This is a genomic window from Streptomyces sp. CA-251247 (genome assembly GCF_050952975.1).
GTDB classification, from domain to species: domain Bacteria; phylum Actinomycetota; class Actinomycetes; order Streptomycetales; family Streptomycetaceae; genus Streptomyces; species Streptomyces achmelvichensis.
Genome location: NZ_CP191861.1, coordinates 8,092,974 through 8,106,643, shown reverse-complemented (window position 1 = coordinate 8,106,643; position 13,670 = coordinate 8,092,974). Strand labels below are relative to the sequence as shown.

The 13,670-nt window shown below is 68.2% G+C and carries 12 protein-coding genes and 3 CRISPR repeat arrays (1 of these 15 only partly in view); of the genes, 2 read left to right on the top strand and 10 right to left on the bottom strand.

The genetic code is table 11. From position 1 onward, the window contains the following. Positions 1–501: a CRISPR direct-repeat array (repeat unit 29 nt; unit sequence CGGAGCATCCCCGCATGCGCGGGGTCGAC) (it extends 200 nt beyond the left edge of the window). Positions 502–605: 104 nt separating this feature from the next. After that, a CRISPR array of direct repeats spans positions 606–2,038; the repeat unit is 29 nt; unit sequence CGGAGCATCCCCGCATGCGCGGGGTCGAC. 99 nt (positions 2,039–2,137) lie between these two features. Further along, positions 2,138–2,794, top strand: a complete 657-nt coding sequence (locus tag ACQPWZ_RS36245) for a DUF6000 family protein (RefSeq protein WP_433573683.1) — start codon at positions 2,138–2,140, stop codon at positions 2,792–2,794. A 2-nt stretch (positions 2,795–2,796) separates the two neighbouring features. Further along, entirely contained in the window at positions 2,797–3,198 is a 402-nt protein-coding gene (locus ACQPWZ_RS36240; RefSeq protein ID WP_108999122.1) for a DUF5958 family protein, read from the top strand. A 69-nt stretch (positions 3,199–3,267) separates the two neighbouring features. Here the strand turns inward: ACQPWZ_RS36240 and ACQPWZ_RS36235 are convergent, their stop codons facing one another. The 10 genes from ACQPWZ_RS36235 to cas7e form a co-directional block, all read right to left on the bottom strand. After that, entirely contained in the window at positions 3,268–3,729 is a 462-nt protein-coding gene (locus ACQPWZ_RS36235; RefSeq protein ID WP_225080017.1) for a hypothetical protein, read from the bottom strand. After that, positions 3,716–3,952 carry a hypothetical protein gene (locus tag ACQPWZ_RS36230; RefSeq protein WP_433573682.1) on the bottom strand — a complete coding sequence of 79 codons (237 nt, stop codon included), beginning with the start codon at positions 3,950–3,952 and terminating at the stop codon, positions 3,716–3,718. The genes ACQPWZ_RS36235 and ACQPWZ_RS36230 overlap by 14 nt, the downstream gene beginning before the upstream one ends. A gap of 52 nt (positions 3,953–4,004) precedes the next feature. Beyond that, the gene (locus ACQPWZ_RS36225) at positions 4,005–4,430 is read right to left on the bottom strand and encodes a hypothetical protein (protein WP_433573681.1); all 426 of its coding nucleotides are present in this window, start codon (positions 4,428–4,430) and stop codon (positions 4,005–4,007) included. 43 nt (positions 4,431–4,473) lie between these two features. Beyond that, on the bottom strand, positions 4,474–6,165 hold the full coding sequence (locus ACQPWZ_RS36220; RefSeq protein WP_433573680.1) for a tyrosine-type recombinase/integrase: 1,692 nt from the start codon (positions 6,163–6,165) through the stop codon (positions 4,474–4,476). A gap of 708 nt (positions 6,166–6,873) precedes the next feature. Continuing rightward, entirely contained in the window at positions 6,874–7,704 is an 831-nt protein-coding gene (locus tag ACQPWZ_RS36215) for a tyrosine-type recombinase/integrase (RefSeq protein ID WP_433573679.1), read from the bottom strand. 540 nt (positions 7,705–8,244) lie between these two features. Continuing rightward, positions 8,245–9,562: direct repeats of the CRISPR family, unit length 29 nt; unit sequence CGGAGCATCCCCGCATGCGCGGGGTCGAC. An 18-nt stretch (positions 9,563–9,580) separates the two neighbouring features. Continuing rightward, positions 9,581–9,889 carry a type I-E CRISPR-associated endoribonuclease Cas2e gene (gene cas2e, locus ACQPWZ_RS36210; protein WP_433573678.1) on the bottom strand — a complete coding sequence of 103 codons (309 nt, stop codon included), beginning with the start codon at positions 9,887–9,889 and terminating at the stop codon, positions 9,581–9,583. Then, complete coding sequence (gene cas1e, locus ACQPWZ_RS36205) at positions 9,886–10,893, bottom strand: type I-E CRISPR-associated endonuclease Cas1e (RefSeq protein WP_433573677.1); 1,008 nt, start codon at positions 10,891–10,893, stop codon at positions 9,886–9,888. Before cas1e ends, cas2e begins: the two co-directional genes overlap by 4 nt. 6 nt (positions 10,894–10,899) lie before the next feature. Continuing rightward, the gene (cas6e, locus tag ACQPWZ_RS36200; protein ID WP_433573937.1) at positions 10,900–11,655 is read right to left on the bottom strand and encodes a type I-E CRISPR-associated protein Cas6/Cse3/CasE; all 756 of its coding nucleotides are present in this window, start codon (positions 11,653–11,655) and stop codon (positions 10,900–10,902) included. Between the two features lie 5 nt (positions 11,656–11,660). Further along, a complete protein-coding gene (gene cas5e / locus ACQPWZ_RS36195; RefSeq protein ID WP_433573676.1) occupies positions 11,661–12,458 on the bottom strand; it encodes a type I-E CRISPR-associated protein Cas5/CasD in 798 nt (265 codons plus the stop codon). Further along, the gene (gene cas7e / locus ACQPWZ_RS36190; RefSeq protein WP_433573675.1) at positions 12,455–13,609 is read right to left on the bottom strand and encodes a type I-E CRISPR-associated protein Cas7/Cse4/CasC; all 1,155 of its coding nucleotides are present in this window, start codon (positions 13,607–13,609) and stop codon (positions 12,455–12,457) included. The genes cas5e and cas7e overlap by 4 nt, the downstream gene beginning before the upstream one ends. Positions 13,610–13,670 lie beyond the last annotated feature (61 nt).

The following is a 13,670-nucleotide window of genomic DNA, read 5'->3' as shown; positions in this document are numbered from 1 at the left end:
GCGCGGGGTCGACGAGGTGCCGCATCGCTTCGATCCACAGGTCCCAGGAGCATCCCCGCATGCGCGGGGTCGACGCGGCCTGCGTCGCCCCGTACTCCTTCTTGCCCGGAGCATCCCCGCATGCGCGGGGTCGACGAGTCGGTGGCGAGCAAGCCGGCGCGTGAGCGGGGAGCATCCCCGCATGCGCGGGGTCGACTCCGCCTCGATCTGCAGGTCGGCGTAGCCCGGCGGAGCATCCCCGCATGCGCGGGGTCGACAACGCAACGCAGGCCGCCGACCCGCACCTCATCGGGGCATCCCCGCATGCGCGGGGTCGACAACGCAACGCAGGCCGCCGACCCGCACCTCATCGGGGCATCCCCGCATGCGCGGGGTCGACCCGCAGTTCGGCCCCCGCGGCGGACTCCGGCAGGGAGCATCCCCGCATGCGCGGGGTCGACGTGAGGGTCTCGGTGGAGAACTCGGTGAAGTCCGGAGCATCCCCGCATGCGCGGACGCGACCTCGGACGGGTTCCAGCGGCCAACGCCGGGGAATGACCAACATCAACTGACCGACCGGGGGGTCACTTTTCAACCGCCGAAACTGGCTCACAATTCAAGCGTCGCCGACACATCCCCGCATGCGCGGGGTCGACGGCGAACGACAACGGGACCACCGTCAACTTCACGGAGCATCCCCGCATGCGCGGGGTCGACTTGCCCATCTCCCGCAGCACGAGGTGAGGCCCGGAGCATCCCCGCATGCGCGAGGTCGACCCTTCACGTCATCACCGACCGGCACAGGTCCAGGGAGCATCCCCGCATGCGCGAGGTCGACCCGCCGTCCGCGGCCATCGGCGTCGGCAGCAGGGGAGCATCCCCGCATGCGCGGGGTCGACGATGCCGATGCCCTCCAACATCGACATGAACGCGGAGCATCCCCGCATGCGCGGGGTCGACGTGTGGCGCGGCCACAGCACGTACCCCGGGGGCGGAGCATCCCCGCATGCGCGGGGTCGACGTCGACGGATCCCCCATCGGCCACACCCGCCCGGGAGCATCCCCGCATGCGCGGGGTCGACGCAGCTGTCGGAGGGATCAGATCATCGGGGTGCGGAGCATCCCCGCATGCGCGGGGTCGACACGTCCATCGACTGGGAGGCGGGCACGTCGCCCGGAGCATCCCCGCATGCGCGGGGTCGACATCTCGGGGCCGAGGGGGAAGTCGTCGTCGGCCGGAGCATCCCCGCATGCGCGGGGTCGACGCCGAACAATTCCACGACGTCGCCGAGGACTCCGGAGCATCCCCGCATGCGCGGGGTCGACGTCGACGAAGTCACCCTGGTGCCGCAGGTGTTCGGAGCATCCCCGCATGCGCGGGGTCGACGTGAGCCGCGCCGCTGATGCCCTGGGACTCACCGGAGCATCCCCGCATGCGCGGGGTCGACGACGCGGATGATGCGTGAGTCGTCTGCGACGGCGGAGCATCCCCGCATGCGCGGGGTCGACGCCCGGATGACACCGGGGACGCGGTCATGGTTCGGAGCATCCCCGCATGCGCGGGGTCGACATGTGGGGGGGTGACGTCGCGGCCGGGCAGGACCGGAGCATCCCCGCATGCGCGGGGTCGACGCCCGGATGACACCGGGGACGCGGTCATGGTTCGGAGCATCCCCGCATGCGCGGGGTCGACGGGTCGGGACCGGTGGATACCGACCGTGCCGCCGGAGCATCCCCGCATGCGCGGGGTCGACACGGTGCCGAGGCCGTTTCCGTGGCCGCCCCACGGAGCATCCCCGCATGCGCGGGGTCGACTCCTCCGCATGCATGCCGCTCTCGGCCGATGTCGGAGCATCCCCGCATGCGCGGGGTCGACTGACGTACGGGTGACGTACGGGACTCCTCGGGCGGAGCATCCCCGCATGCGCGGGGTCGACCCGTGCGGCGGCGTGTACGAAGGGCACGTCAACGGAGCCTCCCCGCATGCGCGGGGTCGACGCGTACGCGAGCCGGAACCAGACCAGCGTCCGCGGAGCATCCCCGCATGCGCGGGGTCGACGGGCTGTTGATCGACTCGTACACCTTGATGCTCGGAGCATCCCCGCTTCTCTGAACCAGTAACTACGGTCCGTTGAGGCAGTCGGCAAACCTGTGGCACATGAGTACCGTCCTGGGCCAGGATGCGGCTATGCGTGATGTCCAGAGCGATCCCGAGTTGCAGGATCTGGTTCGGCGGTTCGTCACGCCTGATCGGCGATACCTTCGGTTGGGCGGGAGCGTTTTCCGGTTGAGCCCGGTCGAGCGCTCCGCGTTTGTGCGGGATCTGGCTCAGGCTGCGTACGAAATCACTCCGGCGGAGCTCGGCGTCCTCTTCGAGGGTGGATGGCGCGAGCGCAAGACTGCCGCCTGGCTGGTTGCTGTGGCCCACAGGTCCGAGTTCCGCGAGCTCATAGGCCGGCTCCTGCTGGCCAGCGAGGGGCCGTATGCGGGCGCGGCATACTGCGTCGCCCTTGCGAAGTTCGGTACTGCAGCGGATGCCGAACTGCTCAGCGCATACCTTGATCACTACTTGTCGCGTCCCGACCTCGACTACGACCAGGCAGTCGTCCTTGGGACGCTTCTGTACCTCGATGAGATTCTCGGCTCCGAGTACACGACACGGTTCCTTGCCCCGGCCGGTCCCTGGGACCGATGGCTCGAAGTCCGGGCCGTGGCGGCTCTCGACCCGCATGACTGTCGGCAGGCCGTGCAGCAACTGTGCGCTTTCGTCGACGAGACCGCTGAGGTCTTCGCCTCGCTGGCCTGCGGGAGCTGATCATGACCGAGCGGGACATCATCCTCAACGAACTCGCCCAAGGACTGCGCCCGATGTCACAGGGCATCGAGTGGTTCGACACCCATAGCCCGGAGGAGCAGGCCGAGATACTCCTGTTCCTGCGCCACCACTGCGTGCAGGCGCGCGCCGTCACCGAAGACGGACCGGAGAGCATCCGACGTGCCGGGCTGCGCCCGACGCACACCCCGGCGGTCTTGATCACCTGCGGCCCGATCGACCAGCAACTGGGGAAGATCGCCGGCCTCACCCCTGTCGACGAACGACGCAAGGCGTTCCGGCTACTGGTCGAGGTCCTCGCGGTCGCAGACGAACGGCGCCGCGAACGCTTCTGCTCCGGCGGATGCGGTCACTGGTGGCACAACCTGCCCGTCGCCGACGGGTGAGGACGAGTCCCCCGCCGCTGGCCTCCACCCCTGGACTCCATGTGCGGCAAGACGGACTGACGGCAGTGTTCATGCGCTCGTGTCGTCGGCGGCGGAGCCGATCACCGCGCTCAGGGCCTGCAAGGCGTCATCGTATTGGTGGCGGTCGAACTGGAACGGACCGAATGCCACGTAGTCGCGGGTTTTGCGGTGGGGTTGCTCGAAGGCGTCCCAGGTTACGAGATCCGCTGTCGCGGTGATGCGGGCCATGAGCGGCCAGCACCCCCACTCACCGCATTCACAACCGAGGACGGGGGTCTTCGGCCCCATCGCGCTAGTGGACAGTCCGAGGAAGTGGTCCTGCATCGGGCCGAACCGGAAGAACTCCGGAATCAGACCACCGTAGGCATCACCTGCAGGCTGCATCCCGGCCGCGATCTCGTACTCATCGATCAGCTCGGTGAGTGGTGCTCCGTCGATGTGAGGGACGACCACGAGCAGACCCCTGTCGCCACGGTGCTGGCAATCGAACCGGATCTCATTGCTGATCATCCCGCGATTGTCTCAGCGACCCTGCTTCCTCCTTCTGGGCGGGGTGAGCCGGGGCCTTGCGCGACATGCCGAGGTTGATCGCCACGCTGCCGGGCGCGGAGTCGGTCTGGTCGATTCTGGATTCGGCGCCGGCGAGGCTGACGCGCAGGCCCTCGATTTCGCCGAGCCAGCCCTCTTTCTCGGCTTCGGCGATCCGGTCGAGGAGGTTGTCGCGGATCTCCACCAGGCGGCCGCGCTGGGCGGGGTCGGGGCGCAGGAGGGAGCAGCGGACAGAGTCAGGAGCGCCCGTGCTCGCGGTTGAGCTCGTGGTAGCCGCGGAAGTCGAAGAACCGCAGGCCGTCGATCACCGCTCCAGACAGGATTTCCGGCAGGGTCCATGGGTGGGTGGTGTAGTCGTCTGTTGCCACGCCTCCCTGCTCAAGTAGCAGAGCGATCATTCGGTGAACCTCTGCGGTGCCGTCGATCCGCCCGGAGATGTCGATCTGCACCGCCCAAGTGGGGTGATGTCCGACGGCCGCTTCGAGGATCGCCACATCCTCGGGATCCCAATCGGAGAAGAGGTAGCCGGTCTGCTCATCGTCGATGTCGATGTAGAGGTTGCCGTCCAGAGTCCATGGATGGCGCTGCTCGGGCAGATGCCGATTGAGCGAGGCGACGGTCGCAGCTCGCTCACCTGCGGGAAACACGAAGACAGTTCGCATGGGTTGGAGCGTAGGCAGTTCAGCTTCGTGGCGACCATGGATTTCAGGGGCAGCTTTGGTCCGTCGACGTAGTGCTGGTGCGGATAGCGACGTCGGCGAAGGTCGGCATGCCGAGATCGACTGTGGAGGGTCGGCGGGCTGCTTCGGCATCGAGCTGGTCCAGCTTGCCTTGCGCGCCGGTGAGGCTGACCTGGAGGCCCTCGACTTCGCCCAGCCATCCTTCCCGCTCCGCCTCAGCGATCCGGGCGATCAGGTTGTCACGGATGTCAGTTAGCCGTGACCGTTGGGCTGGATCAGGCCGGAGGAGCGAGCATCTGACACAAGCGTGCTCATGGATGCAAGGGGATCCGAAGGCGCGTGCGCATGTACCGATGGACACCTTCCGCTTCTCGAAGTGGGAGAGGAAGGCGTCCCACTCCTCCTCTGTCGGGATGCGGTACTCCTCCCCGGGGCGTGAGGCTCGTCGGCGGGCGATGAAGGCTCGGTGGGCCTCGATCGTCTCGGCAGGGTAGACCGCCTTGTATCCGATTGTGGTGTCGATGTTCTTGTGACCGCAGATGACCTGGGCAATGTGCGGGGGCAGTCCGTTCATGATGGCGTCAGTGACGAAGATCCTCCGGAAGTCGTGGGGAGAGAAGAACAGTCCCTCACCGTCGGCGTTGGTCAGCCCGGTCGCGGCCAGCGCATTGATCAGCAGTTTGCGGATCGCGGTCGGTGTGAAAGCGCGGTGCTCGGAGCCGACGCCACGCTGGAACAGCAGTGGCATCGGCGGGTTCCAGACTTTCTCACGGACGTCGTAGGCGGCCACCAGCGGAACCATCCCGCTGGGGCCACGCAGCCGACTGATGATGGCGCTGAGGACGTCGGCGAGTTCCGGGCTGACCAGCAGGAGTCGCTCGGTGTCGGTCTTGGACGGAGCGATCTGCAGCAGCGGGACGACCTCGCCGGTGGTCGGGAGCCGGTACTGGGTGACGCTGTGGTGTGTGAGTTCCAGAAGCTCCTCGTTGCAAACACCGGTCAGACGCAGGACTTCGATCACGGCGAACGCCCAGAAGGCCTCCTCTTCTTCGTAGGAGAGATTCCGCCGACGCCCGCTGGAGCTCTCCTCGGCCCAGGTGAGGTGGCCCGCAGCCTTCGGGGCAATGGTTCTGCGCAGGGCGCCGTCCGTGCCTGGGATCAGCTCTCCGGGCTCGGTGTCTCGCGCCGCCTGGAGCAGGCCGGCGGCTTCGCGGCGCCGCCGGTCGGTGGCGCTGACCAGGATGGGGAGGACGGGAAGCCGCTCGCGGGTGCGCTGGTCCATCCGGGCTTTGCGTCTCTTGCGTTCCTTTGCCTTGTGAATCTCGTCGTCGCTGATCGGGCAGGGCACGGCCCATGGCCCCCAGCGGGCCGGTTCCTCGGCCGCCCATTGCGCGATGTCGAGGTAGAACGCTCGGACGCGCATGAGTTCGTCTTTGGCGTTGAGCCGCGGGCTGGTGACTTCAATGCTCTTGCCGTCGGGGCCGACGACGTTGCGCCTTTTGACCTTCAGGTCGTCTTTCCAGGCGCGAGCCACCGCCGGGGACAGTCGCAGAGAGTCGATTCCTGGTGCCAGATCTTCGATGCGGGCCCAGAACAGGCCCGCGAGCGTACGGGAGATCGCGTCCAGGCTGGTGAAGTCCAGCGACGGCTGGCGTTCGCGCAGATAGTCCACGATCACGTCGCGTACCGGTTGGCAGCGGATCTGGTAGCGGTCCACCAGCTCTTCGATGCTCGACTGGCCCAGGGCGAGCCCGAAGGCGCTGGGTATCGATGAGCTCCACGCAGTCGCCGACAGTGATGTCGTCGATCCGCCCGCCCTTGCAGGCCAGCAGGATGGCGATCCGCGTCGCGGCGGTCTGCGCATCCTGGCGCGCGCTCGCCGGCCCGGCGGCGGCCAGCTGGCGCAGGCGCGCGAATCCATGCGGGTCCCGGGTCTCGGCCATCACAGAAGCGAGATATCGGTGCGAGCGGGTGAGCATCCACGGCAGAGCCGGACGAATGACGTCTCCGCAGATCAGCATGAGCAGCCCAGAGGCCAGGTCCTCCCGGTCATGCGACGGTGAGGGCCCATGCTCGCTCAGCCACCGCTTGGGGATCTCCACCCAGGACGCTCCGGACAACTCCTCGGCTCCCGTGGCCATCCAGCGCTGCTGCCAGGTATCCCCGGGCCGGCTCGACAGCCAGCGCAGCAACTTGATCACCCCGCGGCGGCGTCCCGCTCGGGTGCCGTTCGCCACCGGGAGGAACGGCGCCATCGTCAGGTGTCGCAGCGTCTCCTCAGACGACTGCGCGGTCTGGGGCCACCACCGTTGTGACGCCCGAGCCGGGAACTGCTCCCGCAGTCGGCTGTTTCGCGCCTTGGCCTGCTCCGCGCTCGGGTTCGTGATCTCCAACGGCTTGCGCGTCGTGTGCTTGACGACGGCCGTCATGACGAGCGCCCGAACAAGACCTCCAGCGACGCCGGATCGTAGCCTGGTGCTGGCGGCGGTGGCACCGGCTGGATGCTCGTGCGGGCCTGGCGTGCGTGATGCGCCAGCACGCCGGCCACGACCTCGTCCTTGTGCGGCGTCAGATAGACCTCCGTGGCGGACAGGTGAGCGTGTCCGAGCACCCACTGCACGTCGGACAGCGTCAGCTTCGGGTCGCGCACCATGCGGGCGGCCGCGCTGTGCCGCAGGTCATGAAGGGTCCAGTCGGCGCCGAGCGAGGCGTTGACACGCTCGAACATCCGGTGGGCGCCGTGGTAGGTCAAGGGTCGGATCGGATCTCGCCGTGTCCACCACACCGGCTGGGTGCGTCCTCGCACAACCTGGCCTTGTACCTCCTGCTGGTAGAGGCGCAGCCATACGAAAGCGTCCGCAGATGCCGGCACCTGCTGGACCGCCCGCGAGCCCTTGCGCACCACGCTGATCAACTGCTGGCCAGGGTCGACATCGCGCTGACGCATGCCGATCAGTTCCGAAGCCCGCACCCCGGTGGAGATCCAGAAGGCGACCAAGGCCCGGTCGCGGTTGGAGGGCAGCGCCGCGAACAGTTTGTTGAACCATGCTTCCGGAATCGAACGCGGGATGCGCCGCGGCAGGCTCGGCCGGTACCGGCCCACGCGCTCAAGCTTCCAGCCGGCCATCGGATTGTGGTGCGCGTGAGCCCGTCCAGAGCGGCGGGCAAGATCCAGCGGGAACGGGTTGAGCAGCGGGCCGGTCCCCGCATCGCGGTGCACGTCGTAGAACCGGCGCAGGACCGTCTCGCTGTGCACGACGGTGGCCGGAGCGTACCCGGATTCCGGTCGACGGCTTCCCGGTCACCGGGTTCGCGGCACCGGCTTCCCCTACCGCCCGCGGCCCCTGGGCCTTGACCTTCCTGGGTTTGACGGTCTGCTGGATCCAGCAGCTGAAATCCCGGGCTTCCCGGCGGGTCGCCCGATCCCAGGGAACATCCACGGCCTGCAGGAACCGCCACCACCGCAACAGATCCATCCCGTAGGAGCGAACCGTTGACCGCGCTTTCCCTGCCGCCAGCAACTCCTGGAAGTAGACGGCGACCGGCTCGACGGCCGCTCCGTCGGGATCGATCAGCCGGTACGGCTCGTACCGGTTGCCGGTCTCCATCAGCCGACCCCACTGGGGAACCGCAGGGCTGCCAAATCTCGTCGGGGAGCATCCTTCATCACGACCGGTGAACGTAGTGCCCAATGACTCCGTCCGCCCACTGAACTGGGCAATCTCCAGGCTTCGTTCAGTCAACGGGGCATGCGCGGGGTCGACGCGAACGTCGGAGGCTCGATCGCGGGAAGTGCCGGAGCATCCCCGCATGCGCGGGGTCGACCTGCCAACCGCCGCTCATGTCAGGGCTCCTCGCGGAGCATCCCCGCATGCGCGGGGTCGACTTCGGTGCGGATCTCGTTCACTGGCCGGTCACCGGAGCATCCCCGCATGCGCGGGGTCGACACGGGCACGGGCTCTTGGTTGGGCGCTCTGAACGGAGCATCCCCGCATGCGCGGGGTCGACTGCTGGCCATCAGTCGACCTCCCGCAGATCAGCGGAGCATCCCCGCATGCGCGGGGTCGACGGATCACAATGCGACCTGGCACTGATCCGCCTCGGAGCATCCCCGCATGCGCGGGGTCGACCTGCTGGGTTCCGCTTCCATCGGTGTAGTCCAGGGAGCATCCCCGCATGCGCGGGGTCGACTGGTGGTGAGTCCCGGTGAGGCGCCCCCGCACCGGAGCATCCCCGCATGCGCGGGGTCGACCCACCCGTCCCCTTCGAGATGGTGCAATTCAGCGGAGCATCCCCGCACGCGCGGAGTCGACTACCCGTCGGTCGTGTGGACGCGCTGCTTGGGCGGAGCATCCCCGCATGCGCGGGGTCGACGAAGTGGGCTCGGAACTGGGCCTGCCGGTTGTCGGGCCCCGGAGCATCCCCGCATGCGCGGGGTCGACTCGTCGGGATAGGCGCTGTTGTGGTCCTTCCGCGGAGCATCCCCGCATGCGCGGGGTCGACCTCTTCCAGCATGAGGAGGTCGAGGACGGGGACCGGAGCATCCCCGCATGCGCGGGGTCGACGCCGGGACCGCAGCCCCGAGCATCAGGCCGATCGGAGCATCCCCGCATGCGCGGGGTCGACGACAGGCAGCGGCAGACGGACCGCCGCCTCATCGGAGCATCCCCGCATGCGCGGGGTCGACGGCTACGCAGTCCTGCGGGGCGGCGGCGACAGCGGAGCATCCCCGCATGCGCGGGGTCGACCGAGTTGGCGCTCACTGGACGGGACCGAGGGTCGGAGCATCCCCGCATGCGCGGGGTCGACCTTGGCTCGGCAGTCACAGCGTGCCCGTTGACCGGAGCATCCCCGCATGCGCGGGGTCGACCTGAGCCTCGCCTGCTCGACAGCGGCAACGAGCGGAGCATCCCCGCATGCGCGGGGTCGACTTGGTCACCGTCGACCACTGCTGCAGCACCCGGGGAGCATCCCCGCATGCGCGGGGTCGACTTCCGGATCGATCGCCAAGGCGGCACTCAGCCAGGAGCATCCCCGCATGCGCGGGGTCGACCTGATGTTCCGCCACATGGGCAGCACGCTCGGCGGAGCATCCCCGCATGCGCGGGGTCGACACTTCTTGAGCTGGTGGTTTAGCGAGCGGTGGGGCTGTTTTCGTTTAGTTGCTTCCTGGGGCGGGCCGAAAGGATCAGTCCGTCGAAGTCGACGGGCTGCCAGCGGTCGCGGCCTGCTGTGCGGACGGCCCATCCCTGTTCGTTGGCGGCGGGTTCGATGAGGATGGCCTGGCCATCGCCGATGCGGGAGGCCAAGAGTTCCCAGAGGCGGTCGCGGATGCGGCGGTTGGGATTGCCTACGAAGACACCGGCGCTGGCCTCGACCATCCAACGTGTGAGGTGCCCCCGCAGGCCTTCGGGGGCCGCGATGAGGATGATGACGGTCATTGTGTGGATTGGGTTTCGTCGATTTCGGGGCCGATGATCGCGATGTGGTTGTCCGTCATTCCCTGCACCGAAAGATCAGCGTTGCTGGCGTAGTTCGTGCCGCCCGGTACGGTGCCGAGGTGCTCGTCCCACAGGAGGTTGGCTTCGGAGTCCTCGAAGGCTGTTCCTTCGGGTGTGAGCAGGTTCTTGACGTCGGTGACGATGCGGCTGAGGAGTTTGTCGCGGGCTATCAGGTCGCGGAGCCCGAGGCGTGCGTCACGTTCCGCTGTGAGGCCTTGGGCTGCGAGGTCGAAGGCGAGCGGGATGGTGTATTCAGCCTTGTAGAGGTCGGCGATGTCCAAGACGAAGGATGTGGCCTTGCCCGTATGGACGAAGCCGAGTCCTGGGCTCGCGCCGAGTCCGATGACGACGGCGTGGCAGATGCCGTAGAGGGCGGCGTTGGCCGCGGACAGGAGACGGTTGAGGTCGTCACCCGCTGCAAAGGCGTCGCCGGCCTTGTAGACACGTCCGTTCCAGGTCACGCCGGTGCGATCTGCCTGAGCGCGGTAATACTTGCGGATGCGTGTGCCTTCGCGGCCGCGGAGCTGCTGCAGGGTGAGGGCGGAGACGTCTTCGCCGGGGAAACGCATGCTGTACATGGCGCGGGCCACAGCGAGGCGTTCTTGGGGGCGAGTGACGAGCCAGGCCTGGCGATGAAGGAGTCCGGCTCCCCGGCTCGGGCCGAGGCCGGCTGCGTACATACGAACCCCTTGTTCGCCGACCCAGCACACAGTGGTGCCGGAGTCGGCGAGCAGGCGGACGGCGCCGTGGGTGACGCGCGTGCCGGGGCCGAGGAGCATGACGGCCACCATGGCTGCGGGGACCCGGACGGTTTGCTGCTTGTTGATGATGACGACGGCGTTCTCGTCGCGGTCTAGGTGGCTTCGCTCGACGTAGACGCTGGACACTCGGTCGACGAGGCGGTGCAGGTCCTGGGGGTCCGCCTTCCACCAGATGTCGGGCACGGGTGTTCACTCGCTTTCGGGAAGTGGGGCGAGGGTGAGCAGTCCGCAGCCGTAAGCCTTGGAGGGGCCGATGCCGGCAAGGAGGCGTTCGGTGAGGAGTGCGGCGTCGGTGATGTGCAGGCGTCCCTCGAAGGTCACGGAGTTCATGACGACGTGGGCTTCTTTCGCGGTGACGAGGCCCTTGCCGAAGGAACGGCGTTGGCGCGTGGTGATTCGGATGTCGCGGGGTGTGTCGTCGTGCGGGTCCTGGGTTCCGTCAGGGTGGGGGGCGGTGGGGACGTCGAAGCCCCACCGTTTGGTGCGGCTGAGGAACCAGTTGAGCTGGGCTGTGGCGGTGCGGTGACCGAGTCGGAAGCCGCGCCGCCGTTCGCCGGCTTCGATGCGTGTTTGCTGGAGGGCGGTGGGTTTGTCGGGGCGGCTGGTGTTCTGGACGGGGTTCGCGGTGAGGCGGAAGGCGAAGCTGCGGCCAGGAGCGAGTTGCTGAAGGAGCGGAGCGTAGTCGCGTATGGCGTAGTGCTCGCCGTCGGCGTCGGGCCATCCTGCCTGTTCGACAAGGTGTGTCCAGTCCGGCTTGTCCGTGGTGAGCACGAACAGCTGGGGACGGTGGGGGTTGTCGGGGTCGAGACGCCACAGGGTGCGTGCCTGTTCGGGTGGGCCGGGAACGCCTCCTTGGACCGCGGCGTGCATCTCTCGCGGGCTGGCGAGGAGTTTGCGGCTCTCGGCGCGCAGGGGATTGATTCGGATGCGGGACAGGTACGGCATATCGGTCACCAGCCCAGGAGGGCGAAGGGGTCGTGGCCGCCAGCCGTCTGCGGCCGTGCGGGGTCGGGTGTGAGGCCGGTGGGAGCTTCCAGGTAGGTGTGGCGGGTGCGGCGGGTGGTGAAGGTTCGGCTCGTGGGGGCGAAGGACAGGGGGACGTCGTCGCGGACTTCGTCTCCTGCCGGGTCGTCGAGGGTGGCGGGAAGGTCGACGTGGGCGGCGTTACCGTTCTCGCGCCCCCACCGCTTGCGCACTTCGGCGGATGCCTGCCAGGGCTCCGCGCGCAACACATCTTCGAGCGCGCCGGTGCGCTGTCCCAGGACAAGGGGCTGTGCTGGGGCGCAGGATCGGCGGCCCAAGGCGAGGGGGAAGGCGGGGTGGCGTACCGCCTGGTCGAGGGTGGTGATGAGCTCGTGGGGGCCTTCCACGGCCGCCAGGAAGATGGCGTCCTGGAGGTAGAAGCGTTGGGTGATGTGAGTGCGTTTGGCGGGCGAAGTGGGTTTCTGCAGCCCCTTGGCGGTCACGGCGGCGGAGAGGAGCGGCTGGCCGCGGTAGTCGCCGACAGTGTGGTAGTCGCGCAGGATGCTGCCGGGCTGGTCGATGCGGATGCCGAGTCCGAGCCCGGCGAGGTCGTCCAGAGCGGCGTAGCGGGAGCGCCCGGCGGCAGCGGCGAGAAGTCCGACGACTCCGGACTTGGTGGGTTCGGGCCGGGTTTCACGGCGGTTGAACGTGCTGCGGTCGCCCCAGGACTGGAGTGGGGCGGCGAGCCGCAGAACGAGGACGGAGGTGCTGTGGGGAGAAGTCACGCCTGTTCCCCCCGGGCGGTGGTGATGCGGGCGCGCAGGGTAGTGCGCAAGTCGGCGAAGGTGACGGGTTCGCCGAAGGCTTGGGTGAGAGTTTCGGCGGTGTCCTTGGTGCGCGGTTCGCGGGTGGTGAAGGTGTGGCTGGCCGCACCGTAGAGGGGGGTGTCGCCCCAGACCTGCGTGGCGGTGATGTGCTCTTCGGCCAGGCGGCGGGCCGAGTTCGCCTGGATGCCGGCTTCCGCCGGGACAGGCTCTTCGAAGGCGGAGACCAGGTTGACGGGCTGGTCAGTGCGCACGACGACTGCCACGAGGCTGGGCCGGGTGCGGTGGGCGAAGGCGTTCTGATAGCCGGTGGGGGTGGAGAGGGCGAAGCTGTCGACGAACCGGTCGAGGGCGTCGAGGGCGGCTTCGGTGTCGCCACCGAGGTTGTCGGTGAGCTGGGCGAACCCGACGGTGGCGTAGCGGTAGAGGGTGGCGGAGTTGAAGCCGATGGTGCCGATCATTCCGGCGCCGGTCTCGTCCTGTTCGTTCTGGTCGTCGACCGCGGTGAAGTAGTCGAATTCGAGCTGTGTCTCGTGGGTGGAGAGAGCGTGGGCCACCTGTACGGCGGCGTCGACGTTGAGCTTGGGGATGTCGGCGACCATACGGCCGAACAGGGCGACGCCCACGGGGTGTCCGGCCCTGAAACTTTCCGCGACGGGCAGGTCCTTGACTGCTTCGGCCAGAGCCTTTTCGTCCAGCTCCACGAGGTCGGCGGCGCGGTCGGTGACGAGGTCGGCCACGGCGTCGAGCTGGGCGTTGCCGTAGAAGAGGAGGTAGGCGGTGTCGCCGGCCTTCTTGCCCTGGCTCAGGCCGAGCTGAGCAAGCAGGGCGGCGGCGATCCGGCCGGCGTTCTCGCGGTCCAGGCTGGTGTTCCGTGAGATCCGGGTGATGAGCTCGTTGGTGACGCGCTTGGTGCGGGTGGCACGATCGGGCTCGGGAGCCTGGGCGTCGAAGTGCTGTCGGGAAGCACGCTTCCACGCCTGGGAGGAGACGCGGGAGCGGCGTACGCCACCGTAGATGGCTTCCTTGGGGTTGCCTTGGTCGTCACGGTTGAGGTTGGCGGGCGGGACGGTCTGGACGACGTGCAGGTCGATGTAGAGGCGCTGGGTCATCGGATTGCTCCAAGTCGTAGTCAAGCGGGAATCGGTCGTCTGCGGCCGTTGCTCATGCGGG

What these genes read in the sequence shown, in the direction of transcription:
- ACQPWZ_RS36245 (WP_433573683.1), top strand. Translation starts at nt 2,138, where the DNA reads ATGAGTACCGTCCTGGGCCAGGATGCGGCTATGCGTGATGTCCAGAGC.
- cas7e (WP_433573675.1), bottom strand. Translation starts at nt 13,609, where the DNA reads ATGACCCAGCGCCTCTACATCGACCTGCACGTCGTCCAGACCGTCCCG.
- cas6e (WP_433573937.1), bottom strand. Translation starts at nt 11,655, where the DNA reads ATGCCGTACCTGTCCCGCATCCGAATCAATCCCCTGCGCGCCGAGAGC.
- ACQPWZ_RS36240 (WP_108999122.1), top strand. Translation starts at nt 2,797, where the DNA reads ATGACCGAGCGGGACATCATCCTCAACGAACTCGCCCAAGGACTGCGC.
- ACQPWZ_RS36235 (WP_225080017.1), bottom strand. Translation starts at nt 3,729, where the DNA reads ATGATCAGCAATGAGATCCGGTTCGATTGCCAGCACCGTGGCGACAGG.
- cas2e (WP_433573678.1), bottom strand. Translation starts at nt 9,889, where the DNA reads ATGACCGTCATCATCCTCATCGCGGCCCCCGAAGGCCTGCGGGGGCAC.
- ACQPWZ_RS36225 (WP_433573681.1), bottom strand. Translation starts at nt 4,430, where the DNA reads ATGCGAACTGTCTTCGTGTTTCCCGCAGGTGAGCGAGCTGCGACCGTC.